Origin of the sequence: Streptomyces sp. MRC013 (assembly GCF_023614235.1) — a bacterium.
Taxonomy (GTDB): domain Bacteria; phylum Actinomycetota; class Actinomycetes; order Streptomycetales; family Streptomycetaceae; genus Streptomyces.
Window position 1 is genome coordinate 4802421 of the sequence record NZ_CP094264.1, and the last position, 24273, is coordinate 4826693.

Below are 24273 nucleotides of genomic sequence, written 5' to 3' on the forward strand. Positions count from 1 at the left end.
CTGACAGGATGTTCGGCATGACGAGCGAGAATCAGCCCAAGGCAGGCCACCGCGGCACCCCCACCAACACCGCGTTCCGCGAGTTCATGGCCTCCGGATGGGCATCTTCCGACGACCGTCCGCCCACGCCCCGCACCGAGGCCGCCGACCACGCGGCCCGCCGACGGGCGGCGCTGTCCCAGCGGTTCCCCGGCGAACGGCTCGTCATCCCCGGCGGCGGCCTGAAGGTGCGCAGCAACGACACCGACTACACCTTCCGACCGCACACCGCCTTCGCCCACCTGTCCGGGCTCGGCGCGCACGCCGAACCCGACAGCGTCCTCGTACTCCACCCCGACCCCGAGGGCGGGCACCACGCCGTCCTCTACTTCCGCCCGCCCGCCCCGCGGGACACCGAGGAGTTCTACACCGACTCCCGGTACGGGGAGTTCTGGGTAGGCTCCCGGCCCACCGTCGCGGACGTCGAGTCGCAGCTCGGCCTCACCGCCCGCCACATCGACGCCCTCGCCGACGACCTGGCCAAGGACGACGCCGCCGCCCGGCTGCGCGTGGTCCGGTCGGCCGACCCGCAGCTCGACGAACTCGTCGACGCCGCCCGCGTCCAGGCGGGCACCTCCCTCTCCGCCGAGGAGCGGGAGGAGGCCGACCAGGAGCTGGCCCGCCACCTGTCCGGGATGCGGCTCCTCAAGGACGAGTGGGAGGTCGGCGAGATGCGCAAGGCGATCGCCGCCACCCACAAGGGGTTCGAGGCGATCATCGCCACCCTGCCGGAAGCCGTGCGCAAGGGGCGCGGCGAGCGGTGGGTCGAGGGCGTCTTCGGCCTGTACGCCCGGCACGAGGGCAACGGGGTCGGGTACGAGTCGATCTGCGCCTCCGGCGACCACGCCAACACCATCCACTGGACGAAGAACACCGGCGAGGTCCGCGAGGGCGACCTGATCCTGATCGACGCCGGGATCGAGGTGGACTCCCTGTTCACCGCCGACATCACCCGCACCCTCCCGGTGACCGGCCGCTTCACCGACGTGCAGCGCAGGATCTACGACGCCGTCTACGAGGCGCAGCAGGCCGGCATGGCGGCGGTGAAGCCCGGCAACAGGTTCAGCGACGTCCACGCCGCCGCGAACGAGGTCATCGCCCGCCGCCTGCACGAGTGGGGGCTGCTCCCCGAGGGGGTCACGCTCGAGCAGACCCTCGACCCGGAGGGCGGCGGCTGGCACCGCCGCTGGATGGTCCACGGGACCTCCCACCACCTGGGCATGGACGTCCACGACTGCCAGCTGCTGCTGCGCGAGGAGTACATGGACGGCGAGCTGAAGCCGGGCATGATCCTCACGGTCGAGCCGGGCCTGTACTTCAAGGCCGACGACCTGCTGGCTCCGGAGGAGTTCCGCGGCATCGGGGTGCGCATCGAGGACGACGTGCTGGTGACCGAGGACGGCTGCGAGAACCTCTCCGCCGCGATGCCGAGCGCCTCCCACGAGGTGGAGGAGTGGATCGCGCGGGTGTCGGGCTCCGCGGGCGCCTGAAGCTCCCGGTAGGACCCCTGCCCGGCCGTGGTCGCCCCACCCCGGCCGGGCCCGTCCCATCCCGGTCGCGCCGCCCCGTGCGACCGCACCGCCCGGCGCACCCACCGGTCCGCCGCCGTCGGCGGACCGGCCTCGCTCCGGGCTCCGCGGCGGGCCCCGGACGCAAGGAAAAGACACCGTGCATGACGTCTCTGCCGCGCTGAACGAGCTCGTGGCAGCCCTGACCGAGCATGCCGAGGTGATGTCCGGACAGGGTTCCGCCGCAAAGAGCCGTGGACGTCATTGAGCGGGTGCGCGCTGCCGCAGCGCACTACTCCGACGAGACGTTCGAGGCGTCGGGTCGGGGTAGTCCGTTCTCCGACCTGTTCGACGAGGAGGACGTGGAGGAGGATGCCGAGGCCGATACCGGCCCCGTGCCCGATTCCGCCGAGCGCATCGGCATCACGGGTCGCTGGGACTTCGTCGTAGCGGACCGGGGCACGTGGTTCGCACACGTCACCCGGAAGCTGGAGGAGCTCGGTGTCGCCGACTGCGTTGTGGAACTGAACAGTACCGCTCAGGCAGCGCACGCCCTCCTCACGCAGGATCCCCCTTCGGCGCCTGCACACTCCACGGCTTGGCCGACGGTGGTCAGGACTGGGCCGTCGAGCGGATCCCGAAGGTGCTGTCCGAGATGCCGGACGGCGAGGGCCGTGCCTGACTCGCTTTGGGGGAACGCACGTCCACGAGGAGGAATTCGGGGAACCCCGCCGGGTCGAATTCCTCGGACGATTCGAGCGGATCGGTCGCACTGGACGTCAACTCCGTCGAAGTCCAAGGCGCCAATGTGAGAACCGTGCGGTGAACATCGCGGCGGCTGGGGGATCCTGGCCGCTCCGATGCAGGTCAAAAGCGTCTTCGAACAGCGACCCGCCAGGCCCCTCCTGAGTTCGGGGCGCCGGAACACCCCGCACTGCGGGCGCTGGCCACCGTCGGCGGATCCGTCGAATCCGCCGACGGTCGGTCCGCGGAACCAAGGGGTTCGCCGGCGGGGGCAGGGCGGTGGAATGGGCGGGTACCCGTTCCACGGATGGTGGTACGGCGAAGGCGCCCGCGGCAAGCGCAGTCGTTACGGCTTCACGCGCCGACCGGACCCTGGCGGCCCGGTGCAGTTCTCCGCGACCGGCATTGTCGGAATCGGCCACGCCGGATACCGGGGCTTTTCCATGCATAGGGTGCAGGGTTCCGGACGGCCGGGCCTGAAGGGCCCGCGCCGGTCGGTGGCAAGCCCATCGAGATGGGTGGACAGCACCACCGGGCCTTGGGAGAGGAGCCCGGTTGCTCGGGAGCGACCGGCCGGCCGGGCGTTGTCCGTGAGGGAAGGAGAAGAGGAAGACCTGCGCGAGGCCGCAGCGGACGGCAGCCGACCGGTTCGACCCTGGCGGATCCGGTGTCGACCTCCACGGGGACCGTACCGGAGAAGCCCGGGTTCCCGGAGCGGACCGGGGAGGCGCGGGCCGACGGCTCGTTTGCCGCGGGCCCCCGGCGGAGCAGCCCGTGCGGACGCGGAGCAGCCGTGTGGATGTGGTGGGGCAGCGCGGGCGTCGTCCCACCGGGAGTTCAGGCGGGGGAGTCGGCCACCAGGGTCGTGAACGTCGACCAGGCGCCGGGGGAGACGGTGAGGGGGTGCCTCCGGATGTCCTTCGAGTCTCGGACGAGGACGGCGTGGGGGTGCAGGGCGACCTCGATGCAGTTGTCCCCGCCGCCACCGCTGTAGCTGCTCTTGAACCAGGCCAGCTCGCTGGTGCTCATAGCGCTCCTCGCATCCGCTCCAGCAGGCTCGCCGTGGCTTGGTGGCTCAGAGCCTGCGAGCGCATCTTGCCATAGCGCTGAAGCATGTGACTTACCGCTTTCGGGTCGCTGATGAGCATGCTGGTGCCGTGCCCTTCGGTGTAACCGACCCAGCGGTGATCGGCCTGCTCGGCAAGGTACATCTCGCCCTCGAAACCGGAGTGCTCTTCCTGGAGCAAGGGCATGACCTGGAGCTCCACGTTGCGGTACCGGCCGACTGCGATGAGGTGGTCGAGGAGAGCCTTCGTCACGGCAGCTTCCCCCATGCGACGCTCCAACAACGCCTGCTCGATGACGAAGCTGAACATCGTGTTGGGGCGTTCGACGAGGAGTTGCTGCCTGGCCAGTCGTGCCGTCACTTGCCGTTCGGACTGTTCCGCGGTGAGCGGAGGAAGGTATCGGTCGAAGAGAACCCGGATGTAGGGCTCAGGCTGCAACAGTCCGGGAATCACCCGGCACTCGTACGCGTACAGCGAGATCGCCTCTTCCTCGATGCCCGCCCACTGGCGGAACCACGAGGCCAGCCCCGCCTTGCGGGTCAGGCTCCGTGCCGCCGCGGCCAGGACCCGTCCCGCGACCGCTCCCAGGACCTCCTCCGAGCGGTCCAGCAGGTCCCTCGGCGGGAAGCGCTTGCCCTGTTCGATCTTGGCGACGTACGCGACCGAGTACCGCACCAGCGGTGCGAACTGCTCCTGCGTCAGGCGGGCCTCCTCGCGCAGGGCCTTGAGCACCGCGCCGAACGTCCTCAGGCTCTCCGAGAGCTCCGGTTCGCAGCTTCCGCCCCCGCCCTGGCCGGTGCCCCCGCCCGCCCCGCCGCCGTCGTCCGTCGCCATCGCAGCCGCCTTCCCCTGGTGCCCTGGTGCCCTCGTACGGTCGGGCCGCGTCCGCGCCGGGCCCGGGTTCTCCCGTACTGCCTGCCGAGCGCGCTGCGCCGCGCCCACCGCACCCATCGTCACGTACAGCGACCGACCCGGTCCAGCGGGTGAGCCGGTACAGCGTGATCTGTATCGGTGCCGGGCCTGCCGGCGGGCCCCCGCCCCCGGGCAGGGTGGCCGGCATGCCAGCCCCTCGTACACAGAGCCCCGCCTCGAACCGGACGCTCGTGCAGCGCTTCTCCGCCACCCGCCGCGGTGCGCGCCTCGCCCGGCTGCTCGCCGCGCACCAGCTGACCGAGTGGGGCCATCCACACGGCACCGAGGCGTACGACGCCGTCGTCCTGGTCGTCGCCGAACTCGCCGCGAACGCGGTGCTCCACGGTCGGGTCCCGGGACGGGACTTCGCCCTGGAGCTGTCCCGCGACGACGGCCGGGGCGTGGTTCGGGTCGAGGTGTCCGACACCCACCCCGCCCTGCCCGTGCGCGGGGTCCCCGGGGCGGACGAGGAAGGGGGCCGCGGTCTGGTCCTCCTCGACGCACTCACCGCCGCCTGGGGCGTCCGCGACCGTCTCGGCCCCGGGAAGACGGTCTGGGCCGAGTGCGCGGCAGCGCCCCCGGCCTGACGGCTCCGGCCGCAGGCGTTCCAGCCCCGGCCGGAGGCGCTCCGGGGTCGGCTCGACGGGGCCGTACGGCGGTGGAGTCCGCCGCTCCGTACGGCCGGCACCGGCTCGTCCGCGCGGCCGCCGCCCCAGAGGCGCCGGTCGGAGCGGAGCGGGTTCGTCCGGACCTCCCGGCACCGGGCCGAGCACCCGGGCCGGATGTCCGGGGCGGGGTCCGTACACCGCTTCGCGGGACGCGGCCGGCTCGGACGCCCCTCGTCCGTGATCACTCCCGGTTACTATGCTCACTTCGCGCCGGGGCCGCGTCCGGCGGCGGGGCGCGCCGCCGCCGACGAACCGCCCGGGGGCCGGGGCGCCGGCGCCACCCGGACCCCCAGGCCCCGCCGACGGGTGACCGCCGCTGCCGCGCCCCCGCGAAGCCGACCGTTGACTGCGAGGTTCAAGAGATGGGCGACCTGCGAGAATGCTGAGAGAGGTCACGGCGACCCGCTACGTCACGCCCCTGCGTGAGGGCGGATCGCTCCCCGGGATCGTCGAGGCCGACGATCTCGGCACGTACGTCATGAAGTCCTCGCCCTCAGGGCGCTGACCTGCGTCGATTGCCCCAGAAGGCCGTCTGAGCTGCGACTTTGCATCTTTTCGGGGGTTTCACCGCGCGGCAGATTTGCGCGGTCGATTCTTCCCAGACGTTCCCCAGCAATGGTTATCCTCCCCAGATTCTGCCCGGAGATGGACTGCGCCACAGGGCAGCGGCATGGGGAGTCGCCCCTCTGGAGCGGTGTCACAGATACGCTGCGTGACCACTACAGAGCGAGGTTCTGCGAGCAGGTTCTTCGTCCGCTCTCGGATGGGAAGCGGTCGGTAAACGGTTCGCAGCCACGGTCCCCGTCCTAGCCGTCTCCTGTGGCTGCGAAGCACCCTTGTCTACGACGGGACCACCCCCGCGTGCGCGGGGACCACATCGTGAACTTCGCGCAGGGCGTGCTCGCCCTGGGACCACCCCCGCGTGCGCGGGGACCACCATTCCGTTTCCGCTCACGCCGACCGCTCCCGGGGACCACCCCCGCGTGCGCGGGGACCACGTCGGCCGGCTGGAGCAGGTGCGTACCGGTCTGGGACCACCCCCGCGTGCGCGGGGACCACTCACCTTTGCCCGTTCCAAGTCCCGCCGGGCGGGGACCACCCCCGCGTGCGCGGGGACCACCGCGTACTCAAGCCCGGCGGGCACCTCCTGGCGGGACCACCCCCCGCGTGCGCGGGGACCACGTGCGGCCTGGGCCGTGGCGCACCGCCGCGATGGGACCACCCCCGCGTGCGCGGGGACCACTCCCGCGACCCGGTCATCCCGACGATCAGCCCGGGACCATCCCCGCGTGCGCGGGGACCACCGGCCCGGAGCTGCGAACTCTGGGCCGTCGCTGGGACCACCCCCGCGTGCGCGGGGACCACGTGATGGAGGTGCCGTATCGGCGGATCACGGAGGGACCACCCCCGCGTGCGCGGGGACCACAAACCCTTCCGCGCGATGGCACCAGCACCCGCGGGACCACCCCCGCGTGCGCGGGGACCACGATTGATCATCTCGACGGCAAATCGACCACCCGGGACCACCCCCGCGTGCGCGGGGACCACGGCACGAAGCTCACCGAGGCCCAGCAGAAGGCGGGACCACCCCCGCGTGCGCGGGGACCACCGCGCCGCGCGGCCCGGTGGTCCGCCATGACCGGGACCACCCCCGCGTGCGCGGGGACCACCCGGCACCGGTCGGAGCAGTAGACGCGGGGCCGGGACCACCCCCGCGTGCGCGGGGACCACACATACGCCAGACCCGGCCGGGTGATCAGGTGGGGACCACCCCCGCGTGCGCGGGGGACCACTGGCTGGCCCGGTTCGACCCGGTCAAGCGGGAGGGACCACCCCCGCGTGCGCGGGGACCACGTGCAGGCCGGGCGGCACACGGTGCGCTGGACGGGACCACCCCCGCGTGCGCGGGGACCACGAAGGACGGCCCTGTCTTGAGCTGGGGGAGCGGGGACCACCCCCGCGTGCGCGGGGACCACGCAGGCGCCGCTGGACTGGTAACCCCCCGTACGGGACCACCCCCGCGTGCGCGGGGACCACAGGAACGTGAAGAAGTCGGCAAGCTCGTCGTCGGGACCACCCCCGCGTGCGCGGGGACCACAGGAACGTGAAGAAGTCGGCAAGCTCGTCGTCGGGACCACCCCCGCGTGCGCGGGGACCACCTGGCTCTTGCCGCGTCCGGTCGCCACCTGAAGGGACCACCCCCGCGTGCGCGGGGACCACAGCGCGACGGCGTCGCCGGGATCCGCGCCCTCGGGACCACCCCCGCGTGCGCGGGGACCACCGCGCCGCGCGGCCCGGTGGTCCGCCATGACCGGGACCACCCCCGCGTGCGCGGGGACCACCTTTTCAGGAGACCGGCGGCGCGCAGTGCGTCGGGACCACCCCCGCGTGCGCGGGGACCACATGGCACGGCCCCGGTGGATGAGACCGGGGCCGGGACCACCCCGCGTGCGCGGGGACCACGGACGGCTCCCCCGTTTGGACGGCAAGGGGACGGGACCACCCCCGCGTGCGCGGGGACCACTCGTCGGCCACCCACATCGAGACCCGGCCGGCGGGACCACCCCCGCGTGCGCGGGGACCACGGTCGGCAGCTCCCGCAGCAGCGCGAACCGGCGGGACCACCCCCGCGTGCGCGGGGACCACAGATCCAGTGCTCGCCCCGAGTCGTCTTCACGGGGACCACCCCCGCGTGCGCGGGGACCACGGGCCGGGGGCCTCTTGGGTGGTGCGCGTCGGGGGACCACCCCCGCGTGCGCGGGGACCACTCCGGCGGCAACGTGTCCTTCAACCGCGCGGCGGGACCACCCCCGCGTGCGCGGGGACCACAGTCCGACGAGGTGGACGACTTCCTCCGGGAGGGGACCACCCCCGCGTGCGCGGGGACCACAGATCCAGTGCTCGCCCCGAGTCGTCTTCACGGGGACCACCCCCGCGTGCGCGGGGACCACCCCTGATCGGAGCGGAGAAACACCTCAACCTCGGGACCACCCCCGCGTGCGCGGGGACCACGCCCCCGTCTCGCCAAAGCCGGGGCCGCCCTCGGGACCACCCCCGCGTGCGCGGGGACCACGTGGGGGGCGGGTCTTTGAAGAGGTGGACGACGGGACCACCCCCGCGTGCGCGGGGACCACTCCACCGCCCGCGATCGACCCTGCCGGGCGATGGGACCACCCCCGCGTGCGCGGGGACCACACCCGCCCCGACGCCGCCGACGACGAGCCGCTGGGACCACCCCCGCGTGCGCGGGGACCACGAAGGACGGCCCTGTCTTGAGCTGGGGAAGCAGGGACCACCCCCGCGTGCGCGGGGACCACGGCGACCTGAAGGGCGCCGGCGACTGGTCGATGGGACCACCCCCGCGTGCGCGGGGACCACAGGAGATGACCTGCATGTTTACCGGGGGCGCAGCCGGTTTTGACTCACTTCCTGAAAGATTCGCAAAAGGGCTATAAGGGATATCTCCTTTCTTGGTCTCATTTTCCAAACCTTCGCCGTTTTGCTGCCTTGCTCCATCCTTGGCACGGCGGCTCAGCCGTCGCGCGGGTCGGAGTCGGGGCAGCGGGGCGATGGAGGAGAGTGAGCCCTTCATGATCGGTGGGGTGCCAAGCATGCTCGTGAGTGCGGAAGGTGAAGCCCTGTTCGTTGTTGGTGTGGTACGCGAGCAGGGCGCGTCCCTGGCCGGAGTACTTGCGGACCTCGTCCCAGAGGACATCGCGAACGCGGGCGGATGGCGAGCCCAGGAAGACGCCGGGGGAGATCTCCAGGAGCCACCGAGTGAGGAACCCGCGCAAGCCCGCAGGGCAGTTCGTGAGGACGATGACGGTCACCAGATCGGCTCGTCCCCGTAGTTGCGTCCGCTGTCCAGCAGGCGTCCACCGTCGGACTGGAGCCCCATACGGTCCGCGTCGGTGGCCGTCTCGGCTTCCTCGTAACGGAGCAGCTTCTTGATGTCGTTCGCACAGCGCTCCAGGAGCCGTGTCTTGTTGATGCGGTCGCGCAGGGCCCGTCGCGTGCGCGTCGGGACGTCGTCCTCTCCCTCTGCCGCGGCGTCGAAGGCGGCGGGGATGGCGATCTCCGTCTTGTACAGGTCGGCGATGTCCAGGACGAAGGACCGTTCGTGACCGGAATGGACGAAGCCGAGCCCGGGGGAGCAGCCCAGCGCGGCCACTACGGAGTGGGCAACGCCGTACATGCACTGGGCCGCCGCGGTGACTCCCTGGTTGGGGGCATCGGCTGCCGAAAAGTCGTCCCGGTGGTATTCGCGGCGTTTCCAGGGCACGCCCGTACGGGTTGCTTCCCTGCGGTAGCACTCCTTCAGCCGGCGCCCTTCCATGCGCAGCAGGTCGTCGCGGGTGCGGCCTGAGGGGTCCTCGTCGGGGAAGCGCAGGCGGTACATGGCCCGTGCCACTTCGAGACGCGTGCGGCGGTTCGCCCACGCTGTGGCTTGTGCCTCGATCAGCCCTGAGGAGCGGGTCAGGGCGCGCCCGCCGGCGTAGTAGCGCACGCCGTGCTCGCCCACCCACACCACTGCGGCTCCGCTCTCACCGAGAAGGGCCATGGCTTGGTGGGTCACGCGGGTGCCGGGGCCGAGCAGCAGGGTGCCGATCGTGGCCGAGGGGATGTGGGTGACGCCGTCGGCGTCCGTGGCGGTGATGGCGTTGTCGTCGCGGTGGACAGTGCAGCGTTCCAGGTAGAGGAAGGAGACGCGGTCGCTGACGCGACTGAGTTCCCGGGGCGAGGAGAGGCTGCGCTTGCTGACGGTGCTCATGGCTTCACCGCACCGGGGCCAGTGTCATCAGACCGCAGCCGTACGCCTTCGCCTTGCCCAGCCCGTGGGTCAGCGTACGGCGGAAGGCCGCGAGGTCGGTGATCTGCAGCCTGCCGTCGAACGTCGCACGCGTGAAACGCACGTCCGGAGCGGCCGGAGTGTGCCTGCCCTGGCCTTGTTCCCCACGGGCCGTGACGGCCCCCGCCCCCGAGGGCTTGCCGAACCGCATCGGTGTCCGGTCGTGCACGATCACCTCGTAGTTCATGTCGGCCGTGGCGGAGTCACCCTCGGTCGGCTTCCTGACCACGGCGAACCCCCCATGCGCTTGGCGCTTCAGCAACCAGCCGATCTGATGGCCGGGTGTGACGTGGGCGGCGCGCTTGGTCGGTGCGCCCGGGGCGTCCACGTCCCTGCGGATGTGGTGTACCGGGTTGGCGGTGAGGCGGAACGCCCAGATGTCGCCCTGGCGGAGAGCGTCCAGGAACTCTCCGTAGGAGAAGGTGCTCCACCCTTTCTCCCCCAGGCTCGGCCAGCCGGCCTGTTCTGCGAGGTGGGTGAGGTCGGGTTGGCAGGGACTGGAGATGAAGAGGTCGACGCGGCCGGCCGGCGCGTGGTCGAGTCGCCACAGCACTCGGGGGCCGCCGCCCTCGCGTGCCGGAGGGTCGGGGAACGCCATGTTCACGGCGCCGTGCAGGCGGTGCGGGGAGCCGAGGAGCCGTCGTGTCTCGGGCCGGGCGGTGTTGAAACGGAAACGGGTCAGGTACATCGGGGGTCCTAGGAGACGTCCGTGGAGAGGGTCGGGCGGCCGGGTGGCGCAGCCCGGCGCAGGTGTGCGGTCGGATCGTGCGGGGGTGCGTCGACGTGTGAGGTCCGCACGCCTCGCACCGCGTACTGCCGGTGGCGCGGGTCGAAGGTGACGGGCGTGTCGCGCAGCGAGAAGTCGGGGGGCTCACCGGGAGGGCAGTCCACGAGGACGTCCAGTTCCTCCGGGGCGGCCCGCGTCCGGCCAGGGGGCCCGCTCCGGGCGAGTTGCCTGACGTACCACCGCGACGCCTGCCAGGGCGCGCCGCGCAGCGCGTTTTCCAGGGGCTGGTCGGTCAGGGAGCCTTCGAACAGCAGCGGGCGGCCCGGTGGACAGGAACGACGCCCCAGGTAGGGGAGGAACCGGGGTGCGTCCACGGCCGCGTGCAGTTGCAGCACCACCTCTTCCTCACCCTCCACTCCGACGACGAAGACCGCGTCGGCCAGGTAGTACCGCTCCGAGAGCGGCATCGCCCGGCCCGAGTCGGCGTGGTGCGCGGTGTGGAAGTCCCGCACCCGCGTTCCCGGCTGGTCGATGCGAACGCCGAAGCGCAGCGCGGCCAGGTCGGAGAGGTCCGCGCCCCGCGGACGCCCTTGGGCGGCGGCCAGCAGACCGAGCACGCCGCTCTTGGTCGGGGCGTTCTCCGTGGTGCGGCGCACGAACCGGGCCGCCGACCCCCAAGCCTGCAACGGTCCGGCCAGCCGCAGCAGCAGCACTGTCATGCTCCGGACTCCAGGCGTTCGGCCACCGCGCTTTTGACCTGGTCCAGCAGGGCGGGCAAGGTCACGTTGGTGCCCAGTCCCGCCAGCGCCCGCGTTTCCTCGCCGACGCGGAACACCCAGGTGGGCCGGCCCGCGATGCCGTACTGCCGCTCCAGGTCGGGTACGTACGCGGCGAGCCGGCGGCAGCTCTCCCGGAGGAACCCCCCTTCCGGGGACTTGGGGACCGGCTCCTCGAAGGCGCCGACGAAGCTGATCGGCCACCGGTCGCGGATCGTGACGATGACGGCGGAGGGCAGGGTGTGGTTGCCGAAGGAGTTGATCTTGCCGGTCGGCAGGGAGGTGACGAACGCCTCCAGGAAGGCGGCGACGGCCTTCGACGCGGGCGTGCCCGGGGGCTCGTCCTCCTTGAGGCCGACACCCAGGTTGCGCTGGAGCTCGTCGACGTCGACCGCCGCGTACCGGTACAGCGTCGCGGAGTGGAAGTCGACCGTGCCGATCATGCCCGCGCCCGACTCGGACTCCCCGCTGCGATCGTCCACCGCCGTGTAGTAGTCCGACTCGATGTCGGATCGGTGCACGCTCAGCGCGTGCGCGACCTGCGTCGCGGCCTCCACGTTGAGGTCGGCGGAGTCCGCCACCATCCGCCCGAAGAGCGCGATGTCCACCGAGTGGCGGGTGTCGACCGCGTTGCGTGCCCTCGACTTCTGCTCCTTGTCCTTCAAGGACTTCTTGAGCTGCTCCACGTCCCCGCCGCCGCTGGCGTCCACAGCCACTTCGGCGAGCGCGTCCAGTTGCCGCCTGCTGAGGAACATCAGGTACTTCGATTCCGAGACCGCTGCCTCGTCGCCGTCCTTGCTCTTCCGCTTCGGTACCTCGAACGACGAACCGGTGGCCGTCCGCAGGGTCTCCTCGGCGAGCTTCACGGCGGCTTCGGCCAGCGCCGGGTCGTGCGCGGTGATGCGTTCCGCCAGCGCTTCGACCACTTTCTTCGTCCGCACACCGAGGTCCTCCGGCGGCAGCAGCTCGTTGAACCGGCTCCGGGTGGCGCGCTTCCACGCCTGGCTCGACACCCGCGCCCGGCGTACACCGCCGTAGTAGGCGGACTTGGGTGTCCCGGTGTCGTCCCGGTTCATGTTGTTCGGCGGCACGTTCTGGAGGATGTGGATGTCGAGGATGGTGCGGGTCACGAGCGTTCCGTTCTCTTGTCTGACGACCGGAAAAGGGAAGGGGGAAAGGGGCGGGGCCGGTGGTTGAGGACGGCCGGGCAGCCGGGGTCAGGAGTCGAGGTCGGCCACATCGAGGTCCTCCGCCGATACGGCATCCGTGTCGGCCTCGTCGCTCCCGCCACCCGTACGGGCAGGGCCGGGGTGTTCGTGGCGCCGGTGGAAGTCGCGTCCCCAGGTCCGGCGCACGTCGTCCCGGCGGTTCTCGTCCTGCCACCGCAGGAGCCGGTCGGCGAGGAGCGCGTAGTCGAGGGGGATGCGCGCGGAGCGCAGCAGCAGCACCATCTCGCGCAGCCGGGTCGCCAGGACGTCCGTGTCCGATGCGGTCCCGATGCGGACGAACCGCCGACGTACGGTCTCGCTGGCATCTTCGACCTGCTTCGCCACCGGGTCCGCGCCGGCGCTGTCGACGGCCGCGCCGCTGTCACGGACGCCGGTCCTCCCGTGGGCCAGACGGCGCACGGCACGACCGAGCGACCACCCGGCCAGGTGCATGGGCTCGTCCCGCAGGGACTGCTGGTGCAGCGCCCACAGCGTCACGGCGATGTGGACGGCCGTGTCCTCACGCCGTTCTCGCTCCTCCTGCCCGACGCGAGCCGCGGAGGAGAAGTAGGCGGGCGCGACGCTCCCGCCATCGTGTCCCTCCCGCTCCGACATCCGCCGCTCTTCGCGGAGTTCGCTCAGGGTCTCCAGGTGGTCGAGACCCCAGGCGGTGGGGGAGGCGTGTGCGTCCCGTCCGGCTTCTCGGCGCAGCCGGGCGACGGCCGCGACCGCCCAGGGAACGTCCTGCCGGTAGCCGGTCTGCAGTCGGCCCAGGGTGCGCGAAACGGCCTCGTGAGGGAGCGAGGGGGATGGGGCGGTGGGGCCGCTTCCGTCCGCGCCCACCCTGTCCCGGAAGGCCGGAGGAGTCGGTGCCATGGGGTTTCTCCTGACGACGATGGTTCGAGGGAGGTGCTGCGGGTCAGGGCGTGGCCGGTGGTCCCAGGACCTGGTGCAGCCGTGCGCGGAACCAGAGTTCGGCACGCCCGGCGTCCATCAGGCGCTCGCCCCGGCCGGGAAGGTCGACCACTCTGCCGTCGCAGGCTGCCGGTCCGGCGGACCTGATCTCCTGCCGGGCCAGGCGGTGTACGTGGCGCCGGACCGTTTCCCGCCACTCCTGCCGGGCGGCTTGAAGGTCGGGTTGCCGGGCCAGATTCCGCAGCCATGCGCGGTAGGGGCCGTCCAGGGCCGCGTATCCGAGGTGTCGGGCGGCAGCATCCGCCGTGTCCGGGCGCCCGGTGCCGGCAGCGCGGGCGAGGTTGCCGGCGAGGTGCCCCAGTGCCTCGACAGCCGTTTCGGCGTCGCTGACGGCGTCCACGGCGGCGGGACCGTACACCGGGTTGGTCTCGTGCAGGGTGACGACCGGGAGCACGACGGAGTCGTCGACGATCTCGTCGATCACCGACTGCTGCGTGCCGTAGACCACGCCGACCAGGCGGAGCCGCACCAGTTTCCCGGGGTCGATCTCGCTTTCGGTGATGATCTGCGTGTACCAGCGGGTGATGCCCGCGCGAAGCCGTACGGGCGGCTCACCACGGCCGCCTGTCTCCCCCGCCTGAGCGCGGGAGGGGAGCAGGGCACCGAGGCCCCGCCACGCCGACTTCTCCGGGTCGTGCCGGGACGGGGTGTAGACGATCGCCCGCCCCTGCTTCTTCTCCTGCGCGGGGCTGCGGCGCCATCCGCTCATCGGCTCCAGCAGCCAGGGAGAGGACTGGACGAGAGGATCGCCGTAGCCCAGGACAACCCCCGTCACCACGCCTTGATCGGCGCACAGACGGATCCGGCGGGTCTGCCAGGTGTACAGGTCCCGGAGGCCGAGAGGCTCGGGGCCACCCGCGCGCTCACTGCGGGGGCCGGGCCCGTACGGCTCGTTCCGGCGCCAGGCCGGCCGGTCCTCGTCGATCCGCTCGGCCAGCTCGCTTCCCGCGTACGCTTCCTCGAACGCGATGAGGTTGAGCAGCAGCGTCTCGCGCAGAGTGGCCCCCCTCGGCGAAGACACCTCCCAGGTGCCCCAGCGCCCCGACACCCAAGGGGTACACCTTGCCCGCCTTGCTCCGCTCCTCGTCGCCCTTCATCGCGGGCTTGATGCCCGAGGTGTCGAAGGCATGGGCGTGGAGCAGCCACCGAGCGGCTTCCGCGAAGGACAGTTGATCTACATGCGGCCGCCGCATGGAGAACAGAGCGGAACCGGTCGGTACGTCGGCGACGATCCGACTGAGGGGGGCCACTTCGTCCTTCGCGGTCCGCAGACCGGCCACTTGGAAGAACGGACGGTCTTCATCGAAGAGTTCGAAGCACCGGACGTGGTGATCCAGGTAGTCGAGGGCCGCCGCGAACGGCGCGGGGCTCTCCCACAGCTCTTCCCAGTCCTCCAGGTCCGCCGGTCCTTCCAGAGCGTCGTGGAGGACTGCCAACAACAGCCGTAGCAGGGCCGGCTCCTGGGTGGGGACGTCACCGACGATCCCGCGCAAGGCGTCGGCGTCCGCGAAGACCTCCCGCAGGGACAGCTCCGCGACCGTGCCGTCGAGGCGCTGCACCGGCACCCACGGCTCATTCGCGAGATTGAACGCCGCCGGGATGTCGTCGGCGGTACCGACCTGGCCGGCCAGAGCGGCGGTGGACCGGCTCACCGGGCCGCGGTTCCGGCTCGTGCCGCTCGCAGGGGCACCTGACTGTGCCGCGGCGTCCACGTCGGCGCCGGACGCCTCCTGCGCCCCCTGCTCCTGTGCATCCTGTCCGTCCCCTTCGTCCCGTGCGCCGCCGTGTCCGTCCGGGCTGCTCTCGGGCATGCCGGGGGCAGCCACCCGCAGCCCCTCGGCGCGGCCGTAGCTCAACGTGAAGCCTGCCAGTCGGGTCTGACAACGCTCGTCCAGAACGAGCACCAACTCCCCTGCCAGCCACGGGCACTCCTTCACCTGCCAGGCCGGGACCAGGAACTTCTCCAGCTCCGCGATGGTGCGGTCGACCAACCACTGTCTGCTGAACCGCCCGGGAAGAGTGAGTGCGCTGGCGGCCACCGCCTCGGCCGCCCGCCGACTCGGGGGGAAGTCGGTGGGCAGTTCCAGGCCGCCTCGCCCGCCCTCCTCGCCTCCGTCCAGCCAGGGCACGGTGGTCAACCGGCCGTCGGCCCGTCGCTGGACGACCAGGACCTCCAGGGTCTCCTCGCTGTCCCGTACCTGCGCCCGCCCGGACCGGCTGTCGTCCGCGTCCCCCGCATGGGCCTCCAACCACCCGTACACGGGCCGCCCGGGACGCCGTACCGGCCCCAGGAGAAAGCTGTCCGCCCTGCGCCGCTTCTCCGCGAGCAACGCCCGGTGGCGCGCAGCGGCCTCAGCGATGGCCTCGCTCCACGCGGCCGGCCCGAACGGTTCGTCACCGTAGGCGCTCTGCACCAGCGGGCTGATGTCGTACGGCAGACGTAAGGGAACGCCGTCGAGATGGGGCGCGAGGACGGCGAGCGAGCGCAACAGGGTCCAGTCACCCGGGTACACGGCCCGGGAACCCGTGTCGGGAAGGGGCGGCGAGACCGTCCAGTCGACTCCGGTGACCAGGCACCGGGGGTGGACAGCCGGGCCGGCCGGAACGAAGGGTGCCGGTGCAACCGCCCCATCCGCTGCAGTACGAGGTCGACCGGGGCCAGGTCGGTCACCAGCAGGTCGAAACTGACGTCGAGGGACTGCTCCACCACCTGGCTGGCCACCACCACGTGCCGCGCGGGCCGGTCGCCGTCCGGACCGAACATCCGGAGCAGCGCGGCGTCGTTGGCGGCACGGTCGGCGGCCAGGAACCGCGAGTGAGTGACCGTCACGTGGCGGTCGTCGAACCGTTCCCGCAGCACCTCGGCCGCTTCCAGCACCCGCCCCACGGTGTTGCGTACGACCAGGGCGCAGCCGCCGTCGGCCAGCTCCGCCTCCAGCCGGTCGGCCAGCGTGGTGAGGTCGTCGTCCATGCGCTCGAGCACGACGGCCGTGCCGCGCCCGGAGGCCGCCGCGGGCTGTGCGGTCAGGGCGGTCCGGCCCGGCGACACAGCGGTCAGCAGGGGGTAGGCGTCGACGGCGGTCTCCACTGCCGCAGCGCCTTCGGCTCCCGCGTACGCGGCGGCGAGGGCCTTCCTGCGGGCGGCCGGGAGGGTGGCGGAGAGCAGCACCACCGGGACCCGGTAGGCGGCCAGCCACTCCAGCGTCCGGTCCAGATAGCGGTTCATGTAGGCGTCGTAGGCGTGCACTTCGTCGATCACCACCACCTTGCCCGCGACCGCCAGGTGCCGAAGGGCCAGGTGCCGGCTCTTGAGGGCGGCGAACAACACCTGGTCCACGGTTCCGACGGCGAACGACGCGAGGAGCTGCTTCTTCCGCCCGCGCAGCCACTGGTGGGCGTGGAGCCCGGCGGGATGCCGCGGTACGCTCCGTCCTCTCCCACCCGGCGCGGGCTCCTGCTCGTCCCCGTCCGGCTCGACGGCGGCGATGGCCCGGCTTCCCGCACGCAGCAGACCGGACCAGGTCTCGTTGAGCGCCGCCTTCGCGTGCGCCAGTACCACGGACCGCGACGGCGCCCCGTCGGCGGGCAGTGCGTCGAGCCACGACAGGAGCCGGCTGAACATGGCGTCCCCGGTCGCCCGGGTCGGAAGCGCCAGCAGCACCCCGCCGGCCCCCGAACGCGCCGCGAGGACCTCCGCCGCCGCCAGCGCGGCCTCCGTCTTTCCCTCTCCCATCGGCGCTTCGATGATGAGCAGTCCGGCCGGGTCCATGGCGCCCGCCATCCGGACCGCTTCCTGCTGGACCGGGCGCGGCGCGGCCCCCTGAAGCTCGGGGAAACGCTGTGAGAACAGCACCTGCGGCGATGCGGTGGGCAACTCCGGTTTCCAGGGCCCCGGGAGGTCCAGGCCCTCCCAGGCGGCCCGCAACCTGCGCCGTTCACCGGACGCACCCAGCGGATGCCACGACTCGGGCGCGTACGGGAACAGTTCGGGAGCGCTGGCGAGCCAGTCGGCGAGGATCACCACGGCCGTCAGCAGCACCTGAGCCGGCTGGGGCAACCGGACCCCGCGCCAGGACGGCCACAGGTCCGTCACACCGGTCAGTTCGACACACCAGTCCAACAGCTCGTACTGGGTCCGGCGCCACAGGGCCTCACTCGGTCCAGGGTGCCGCACGAGGTGCGGGCGCAGCTGCAGGTCATGGATCTCCTGGCTTCCCGGCGGCACTCCGTGGTGCCCTCCCGCCACCACCGCGAACTGCCCTGCCACGCGGGCTCCCAGGCCGAATCGCTCCCCCAGCCATTCCTGGAGCACCACCTGACCCGCCAGTCCGTGGGGCGCCAGCTTCCTGTCCTGGCCGTATTCCTTGGCGGTGGGCATGTCCAGACCGTGATCCCGCATGCGCCCGGCCAACTGCTCGACCTGGCAGGCGAAGGCGGGGGTGCACTTGCCGATGTCGTGAGAGGACGCCAGGAAGCGCACGAGCCGCGAGGCTTCCTCCTCCCCTCCGGGGAAGGGCTCCGACACGAGGCGCTTGACGGACGCGGGCAGCCATTCGTCCCACAGCTTCTCCGCCACAGCACCGCTGTCGGCCATGTGCCGCCAGAGCGGCAGCCAGCCATCGGTCTTGCGGTCGTGTTTGGCCCAGGCGGAACGGGCGGCGTCCGAGAGGCGTTGGGGAGAGAGCTGTGTCTTCTGAGGGGTCGGATCCTCGGAGGCGGGGAACACGCCAGAGTCCTCCCATACGGCGTTTGCGCTGTGTGACTCGCGGTCGGATGATCTCGCGGCAATGAGCCGCAGACCGGTGGCCGGGCGGGCGCCCAAGTGTTCGAAGCGCCCGCCGGGCTTCCTTCGTGATCAGTGCCGACGACTCAGCAACGCTCCCGCCACCACCAGCGCCACCCATACCCAGGGGCGGTAACCCGAGGCGGCGATCATGGCGATGACCAGGCCCCAGACGGGAGGCGCAAGCGACTGACCAGGGTCAATGGAGGCGCGCATTGCTAGAATCACCTTGTTCCTGTGGCTGATACGGGCTGACAGGGACGGGCCGGGCTCGACCTGCTCCGTTGCCGCGGAGCAGGCGTCGACGAGTCCGGCCCTCAGCATTCGAGGGCCGGACTGCGGCCTTGGCAAGAGCGTAGGGCGCGATGAGCGTGCCCGGGCGGTTTTCGTTGAATCACCTGTTGCCGAGTCAACTAGACAGATAGATGTACCCGGTTGGCTCTGCTTGGCGCGGAGGCCAGCATGCCTCAACCCGACAGGACACCGCCGGAGACTTCCTCAGCCCCGCGTACGCGGGGAGCGACGATCCCTGAACACTTACGGACACATGTACCCGGGGATCACCCCCGCGTGCGCGGGGACCAACACGAGCGGTACGCCTCACTACTCACCAGGGAGTGGGGACTACCACCGGCTGTACTGTGACAACAGTACGACCCGGTCGAGCAGGGTACGCGACACCGCGGACCGTCCCCCTGGGCGCAGGAGGGCGACGGAGGCACCACCGCCATCATGAAGGACCGAGTCGTCCTCGCGTCCGTAGGGAGAACGACTGCGGTGACAGGGCGAGCGACCAGGTGGGTTTCGGGGTTGCGGCTTCGAGGAGGTGGCTCTACTCACTCATCGCGCACTGCTCGTACGCGTGGCGGGACAGGCGCGCAGAGTTCTTTCGCTCGTCGCGTGATTGGCGCGTAGAGCGCGTGCTTGGAAGGCGCATGCTCTACCCGCTGAGCTGCAAGGGCTGTTCTAGGAAAACGTAGCCTTTCGGATGCCCGTCCCGCGAACCCGTGGGACGTGTGTGGGACCTGTCGATCCCTGGGAAGCGAGGGACGCTGGCGCAGCCCAGAGGTCCGGCCTGTAGCTTCTCCTATCGCTTCGCTTTCACAAGGTCGAAGCCCCTCGCGGAAACAATCTTGGCCCCGTTCGATGCTGATGATCTTCGAGTCGATGAGGGGAAGGCGTCAGGGCTGAGGCTGTTCCGCGAGAAGAATGGTGGGGTGACGGAGGCCGCGTCACGGATCGCTGATGTCGAGGCGGATCTGCAGGGCCTCGTCGAGGTCAACATGGAGGCGCTGCTCGAGGTCCGCTTCCTGGCGAGCGAGTACAGCACCGGTCCCGTCCACGGCGGGCGGATCGACTCGCTGGGACTGGACGAGAACGGTGCCCCGGTGATCGTCGAGTACAAGCGCGCGACCGACCCCGGTGTGATCAACCAGGGTCTGTTCTACCTGTCGTGGCCCATGGACCACGAGGCGGAGTTCCGGCACCTGGTCCGCGACCGTCTCGGGGGCGCGGTCGCGGACCAGGTGCTGTGGAGTGCCCCAGGATGATCTGCGTCGCCGGCGACTTCACCCGCTACGACGTCCACGCCGTGCGCGAGCACCGCCACAGCATCGACCTGGTCCGCTACCGCTTCTTCGGCCCGAGCCTGATCGGCCTTGAGACCGTCGCTTCCGGCATGGGACAGGACCCGGGGGCGAAGCGGGTGCAACGGAGTGCGGCCGGGGCGCCGGCTGTCCGCGGGCGGGGTGAGGCGCTGGTGGAGTTGGCGGCGGCGGTCGACGAGACGCTGCTGGGCCTGGGGGAGGGCGTCACCCGGGTGCAGCGCAAGGCGTACACGGTCTACCAGCGGCTGCGGAACTTCCCCTGCGTCTGCCCACCGCAGAAGACCAAGCTCCTCGTCTAAAGGCCGGCCCGAAGAAGGCCGACCTTGTCCCCGGCTTCACCCGGGACGTGACGGGGCTCGGCCACCACGGCACAGGAGACCTGGAGGTACGGCTGCGCACCGAGCGGGACCTGGAACGCGCCCAGCACCTCTTCCGCGCGAGCCGCGCGGCAGCGTGATCGCTCGACGGCGTGGCGGCCGTGGGCGCTTCGTGCTGGGCGGTGGTCCTCGGGAGGTTCCTTTCGATGTGCGGGCCGGTTGGGGCAGTGCTGCCGCAGGGGAGCCGGCTGCCGGTGGCCTGCTCCATCTCGCTCGGGCCCGGGCGTCGCGGTGGTCCGGGTGACGCCCCTGGGGCTTGCCGGTACGCCGTACGAGCCGTCCTGGGCGGCGTGCTGGCGTACGACCGTGTTCTGGACGTCCTCCAGCCGGTTGAGCAGGCCCGCGGCGACCGTGATGGTCGCCGTCAGGTCATCGGTGTTCGTCCCGCCGGCGTGCAGCTGCGCGAGGCCGCGCGTGACGGTGCCGAGCAGCACGGCGCGCTACCCGGCATCGTCGCCGAGCGCAGGCATCGCAGGGCGGTCAGGTGAGGATGGCGGCGAGGACGCCGGCCACGGCGACGGTGAGGGTGGGGACGGCGGCGAAGGCGGCGGCGCCACCTGCGGAAGGACCGTCTTCGCCTGGCCGACCCGCTACAACACCCGCCGTCGGCACTCCGCCAACGGCCACCTCAGCCCCAACGAATACGAACGACGACACCGCACCGCCAAACTCACGCTCGCTGCGTGATCAATGACCGCGTGTCCACCCTCACGGGGGAGGGGCCGTCACCCTGGCTCGGTGGCTCGGACACTCCTCGCCCGCGATCACTCTCGGTTACTATGCTCACTTCATGCCGGAGGCCGGCAGCAAGGGACGCGGCACCATCGACGGCCTGCTTGGGGAGCGCGGGGGATCAGCTTGCTAGCCGAAACTCCCCAGATTCTCCCCAGCGCCGTTGACCCGTGATTCCTGTCTCTACGCTCCGGAGAAGTCGTCCATGGAATATAAGGCTGAAGAGATGGGTGGCCTGGGAAAGTGTTGGAAGAGGTCGTAGTGACCCGCTACGTCACGCCCCTGCGTGAGGGTGGCTCGCTCCCGGGGATCGTCGAGGCCGACGATCTCGGCACGTACGTCATGAAGTTCACCGGTGCGGGCCAGGGCCGCAAGACGCTCGTCGCCGAGGTGATCTGCGGCCGGCTGGGCCACCGCCTCGGCCTGCGCGTGCCCGAGCTGGTCGCCATCCAACTGGATCCGGTCATCGGCCTGGGGGAGCCCGACCAGGAGGTGCAGGAGCTGCTCAAGGCCAGCGGCGGGCTGAACCTCGGCATGGACTACCTGCCGGGCTCCATCGGCTTCGATCCCCTCGCCTACGAGATGGACCCGGTGGAGGCGGGCCGGGTGGTCTGGTTCGACGCGCTGATCAACAACGTCGACCGCTCCTGGCGCAACCCCAACATGCTGGTCTGGCACGGCGACCCCTGGCTCATCGACCACGGCGCCACCATGATCTGGCAGCACAACTGGCCCGGCGCGTCGGCGTCCGCCGCCAAGCCGTACGACGCCTCCGACCACGTCCTGGCCGCGTACGGCCCCGACGTGGCCGCGGCGGCCGCCGAACTGGCGCCGCGGGTCACCGAGGAGCTGCTGCACGAGGTGGCCGCCGACGTGCCCGACGAGTGGCTGGTCGACGAGCCCGGCTTCGACACGCCCGACGCCGTGCGGCGCGCCTACGTCGAGGCGCTGCTCCCGAGGGCCGCGACGGTCCACGAGCGGATCACCGTGGGGGAGCGGACCGTGCGCAGGGCCTCGCGGGCGCCCGGCTGGCTGACCGACCGCCCCGCCCCCCGGCCCCGCGCCGCGGGGAGCGGCGCGGCCGGGTCCGGCGAGCGGAAGGACGGCGGCGAATGACCGGGCGGAAGGTCTTCGAGTACGCCCTGCTGCGCGTCGTGCCGCGCGTCGACCGCGGCGAGTGCTTCAACGCGGGCGTGGTGGTCTACTGCCGCGCCGAGGGCTTCGTGGCCGCGCGGACGCACCTGGACGAGCGGAAGCTGGCGGTGCTCGACCCGCGGGCCGACGTCGCCGGCGTGCGGGCCGCCCTGCGCGCCGTGGAGGACGTCTGCCGCGGCGGGGACGACGCCGGACAGGCGTGCCGCGAGGACGCCGGGCGCCGCTTCCGCTGGCTGGTCGCGCCCCGTTCCACCGTCGTCCAGCCCGGGCCCGTGCACACCGGGCTCACCGCGGATCCGGAGGCCGAGGTCGAACGGCTGCTGGACCTGCTCGTCCGCTGACGCCCCGCGGCGGCCCCGGCGTCCGGCCCACGAGTCGTTGACACCGGGGCCGCGGGCTTCTAGCGTCTCGTCCCGCGGAAGGTACTAAGCGGTTGCTCACCGGCCTGCCGGAATCCGGCGGGGTCCTCCGGGATGTTCCGGAACCCGGCAGGGCCCGTCGGAAGCGGGACGAGCGGCTCGCAGGGACTCGAAGGCGAGGAGAACCAGCATGCCCACCACCCAGCAGCGCGTGGCCGTCGTGACGGGAGGGGCGCGCGGCATCGGCGCGGCGACCGCCGTGCGGCTCGCGGCCGAGGGGCGCGCCGTGGCCGTCCTCGACCTCGACGAGGCCGCCTGCGGGGACACCGTCGCCACCGTCACCGCGGCCGGCGGCACCGCCCTCGCCGTCGGCTGCGACGTCTCCGACGCCACCCGGGTGGAGGCCGCGGTCGCCCGCGTCGCCGACGAGCTCGGACCCCCCGTCGTCCTCGTCAACAACGCGGGTGTGCTCCGTGACAACCTGCTGTTCAAGATGGCCGAGTCCGACTGGGACACGGTGATGGACGTCCACCTCAAGGGCGCGTTCCTGATGACCAGGGCGTGCCAGCGGCACATGGTCGACGCGGGGTTCGGGCGGATCGTCAGCCTCTCCTCGTCCTCCGCCCTCGGCAACCGCGGCCAGGCCAACTACTCCGCCGCCAAGGCCGGCCTCCAGGGCTTCACCAAGACCCTCGCCAAGGAGCTCGGCAGGTTCGGCGTCACCGCCAACGCCGTGGCGCCCGGCTTCATCGCCACCGACATGACCGCGCGGACCGCCGAGCGCGTGGGGATGGGCTTCGAGGAGTTCCAGGCGGCCGCCGCCGCCCAGATCCCCGTCGGACGCGTGGGCCGCCCCGAGGACGTCGCGAACGCGATCGCCTTCCTCACGGGCGACGACGCCGGCTTCGTCTCCGGCCAGGTCCTGTACGTGGCCGGTGGACCCCCTCCACTGAAGCACGGACGGAGGACGACGTGGAGAACAGCGAACTGCCCGAGCCGACCGGCCGGGTCGCCCTGGTCACCGGCGGCAGCCGGGGCATCGGCTACGGGATCGCCGAGGCGCTCGTCGCGCGCGGCGACCGCGTCTGCATCACCGGGCGGGGCGAGGAGGCGCTCGGGAAGGCCGTCGAACGGCTCGGTCCCGACCGCGCCGTCCACGTCGCGGGCAAGGCCCACGACGAGGCCCACCAGGCGGTCGCCGTCGAGCGGACCATGGAGGCCTTCGGCCGCGTGGACTACCTGGTCAACAACGCCGGGACCAACCCCGTCTTCGGCCCGATGGCCGACCTCGACCTCAACGTGGCCCGCAAGGTCTACGAGACCAACGTCATCTCGGCGCTCGGCTTCGCCCAGCAGACCTGGAGGGCCTGGCAGAGGGAGCACGGCGGCGCGATCGTGAACGTCGCGTCGATCGCCGGCGTCGCCGCCTCCCCGTTCGTGGGGGCGTACGGGATGAGCAAGGCGGCGATGATCAACCTCACGCTGCAGCTCGCCCACGAGTTCGCCCCGGCCGTCCGGGTCAACGCGATCGCCCCGGCCGTCGTGAAGACCAGGTTCGCGCAGGCCCTCTACGAGGGCCGCGAGGCGGAGGCGGCGGCCGCCTACCCGCTCGGCAGGCTCGGCACGCCCTCGGACATCAGCGGCGCCGCCGCGTTCCTCACCTCGGACCAGTCGGGTTGGATGACCGGGCAGACGCTGGTCGTGGACGGAGGTATCTTCCTCAATGCCGGAGTCGGCTGAGGGGGGCCGCCCTCGATCAGCCGCCTGACGCGTCGAGCACCCCGCCG

16 protein-coding genes, 3 pseudogenes and 1 CRISPR repeat array are annotated in these 24273 nt (G+C 71.8%); of the genes and pseudogenes, 8 read left to right on the forward strand and 11 right to left on the reverse strand.

Going from position 1 to position 24273, the window contains the following annotated elements; all coding sequences use genetic code 11:
- Positions 1–17: 17 nt before the first annotated feature.
- The gene (locus tag LUW75_RS21825; protein WP_250337124.1) at positions 18–1529 is read left to right on the forward strand and encodes an aminopeptidase P family protein; all 1512 of its coding nucleotides are present in this window, start codon (positions 18–20) and stop codon (positions 1527–1529) included.
- A 1599-nt stretch (positions 1530–3128) separates the two neighbouring features.
- On the opposite strand, the gene LUW75_RS21830 is transcribed toward LUW75_RS21825, so the two are convergent.
- Together LUW75_RS21830 and LUW75_RS21835 are read right to left on the reverse strand one after the other, a co-directional pair.
- Positions 3129–3320 (reverse strand): DUF397 domain-containing protein, encoded by a 192-nt coding sequence (locus tag LUW75_RS21830; RefSeq protein WP_250337125.1) that lies wholly within the window; start codon positions 3318–3320, stop codon positions 3129–3131.
- On the reverse strand, positions 3317–4192 hold the full coding sequence (locus LUW75_RS21835; RefSeq protein WP_250337126.1) for a helix-turn-helix domain-containing protein: 876 nt from the start codon (positions 4190–4192) through the stop codon (positions 3317–3319). The genes LUW75_RS21830 and LUW75_RS21835 overlap by 4 nt, the downstream gene beginning before the upstream one ends.
- 224 nt (positions 4193–4416) lie before the next feature.
- Here LUW75_RS21835 and LUW75_RS21840 point away from each other — a divergent pair, with 224 nt between their 5' ends.
- A complete protein-coding gene (locus tag LUW75_RS21840; protein ID WP_250337127.1) occupies positions 4417–4857 on the forward strand; it encodes an ATP-binding protein in 441 nt (146 codons plus the stop codon).
- 460 nt (positions 4858–5317) lie between these two features.
- Positions 5318–5440, forward strand: a pseudogene (locus tag LUW75_RS24410) (HipA family kinase); the annotation flags it as partial.
- 345 nt (positions 5441–5785) lie between these two features.
- A CRISPR array of direct repeats spans positions 5786–8316; the repeat unit is 29 nt; unit sequence GGGACCACCCCCGCGTGCGCGGGGACCAC.
- Positions 8317–8414: 98 nt separating this feature from the next.
- Here LUW75_RS24410 and cas2e read toward each other — a convergent pair.
- The 9 genes from cas2e to cas3 form a co-directional block, all read right to left on the reverse strand.
- Entirely contained in the window at positions 8415–8768 is a 354-nt protein-coding gene (gene cas2e, locus LUW75_RS21845) for a type I-E CRISPR-associated endoribonuclease Cas2e (RefSeq protein ID WP_250337128.1), read from the reverse strand.
- Complete coding sequence (cas1e, locus tag LUW75_RS21850) at positions 8765–9709, reverse strand: type I-E CRISPR-associated endonuclease Cas1e (protein WP_250337129.1); 945 nt, start codon at positions 9707–9709, stop codon at positions 8765–8767. The genes cas2e and cas1e overlap by 4 nt, the downstream gene beginning before the upstream one ends.
- A 4-nt stretch (positions 9710–9713) precedes the next feature.
- The gene (gene cas6e, locus LUW75_RS21855; RefSeq protein WP_250337130.1) at positions 9714–10475 is read right to left on the reverse strand and encodes a type I-E CRISPR-associated protein Cas6/Cse3/CasE; all 762 of its coding nucleotides are present in this window, start codon (positions 10473–10475) and stop codon (positions 9714–9716) included.
- A gap of 8 nt (positions 10476–10483) precedes the next feature.
- Positions 10484–11233: a type I-E CRISPR-associated protein Cas5/CasD gene (cas5e, locus tag LUW75_RS21860; protein WP_250337131.1), complete on the reverse strand. Its 750-nt coding sequence runs from the start codon at positions 11231–11233 to the stop codon at positions 10484–10486.
- The gene (cas7e, locus tag LUW75_RS21865; RefSeq protein WP_250337132.1) at positions 11230–12420 is read right to left on the reverse strand and encodes a type I-E CRISPR-associated protein Cas7/Cse4/CasC; all 1191 of its coding nucleotides are present in this window, start codon (positions 12418–12420) and stop codon (positions 11230–11232) included. The genes cas5e and cas7e overlap by 4 nt, the downstream gene beginning before the upstream one ends.
- Positions 12421–12507: 87 nt before the next feature.
- A complete protein-coding gene (casB, locus tag LUW75_RS21870) occupies positions 12508–13374 on the reverse strand; it encodes a type I-E CRISPR-associated protein Cse2/CasB (protein WP_250337133.1) in 867 nt (288 codons plus the stop codon).
- 43 nt (positions 13375–13417) lie between these two features.
- Positions 13418–14455: a type I-E CRISPR-associated protein Cse1/CasA gene (locus tag LUW75_RS25030; protein WP_462933805.1), complete on the reverse strand. Its 1038-nt coding sequence runs from the start codon at positions 14453–14455 to the stop codon at positions 13418–13420.
- Positions 14337–15722, reverse strand: coding sequence for a type I-E CRISPR-associated protein Cse1/CasA (gene casA / locus LUW75_RS25035; protein WP_462933765.1), 1386 nt, complete (start codon positions 15720–15722; stop codon positions 14337–14339). The genes LUW75_RS25030 and casA overlap by 119 nt, the downstream gene beginning before the upstream one ends.
- Positions 15608–18199 (reverse strand): CRISPR-associated helicase Cas3', encoded by a 2592-nt coding sequence (gene cas3, locus LUW75_RS25040; RefSeq protein ID WP_462933766.1) that lies wholly within the window; start codon positions 18197–18199, stop codon positions 15608–15610. Before cas3 ends, casA begins: the two co-directional genes overlap by 115 nt.
- Positions 18200–19539: 1340 nt before the next feature.
- Here cas3 and LUW75_RS21885 point away from each other — a divergent pair.
- The 5 genes and pseudogenes from LUW75_RS21885 (at position 19540) to LUW75_RS21905 (ending at position 24226) form a co-directional block, all read left to right on the forward strand.
- Positions 19540–20320, forward strand: a pseudogene (locus tag LUW75_RS21885) (transporter).
- 895 nt (positions 20321–21215) lie between these two features.
- Positions 21216–22088 (forward strand): DUF4996 domain-containing protein, encoded by an 873-nt coding sequence (locus LUW75_RS21890; protein ID WP_250337134.1) that lies wholly within the window; start codon positions 21216–21218, stop codon positions 22086–22088.
- Positions 22085–22468 (forward strand): DUF3037 domain-containing protein, encoded by a 384-nt coding sequence (locus LUW75_RS21895; protein WP_250337135.1) that lies wholly within the window; start codon positions 22085–22087, stop codon positions 22466–22468. The genes LUW75_RS21890 and LUW75_RS21895 overlap by 4 nt, the downstream gene beginning before the upstream one ends.
- A gap of 208 nt (positions 22469–22676) precedes the next feature.
- Positions 22677–23429 (forward strand): annotated as a pseudogene (fabG, locus tag LUW75_RS21900) (3-oxoacyl-ACP reductase FabG); the annotation flags it as partial.
- Between the two features lie 29 nt (positions 23430–23458).
- The gene (locus tag LUW75_RS21905; RefSeq protein ID WP_250337136.1) at positions 23459–24226 is read left to right on the forward strand and encodes an SDR family oxidoreductase; all 768 of its coding nucleotides are present in this window, start codon (positions 23459–23461) and stop codon (positions 24224–24226) included.
- Positions 24227–24273 lie beyond the last annotated feature (47 nt).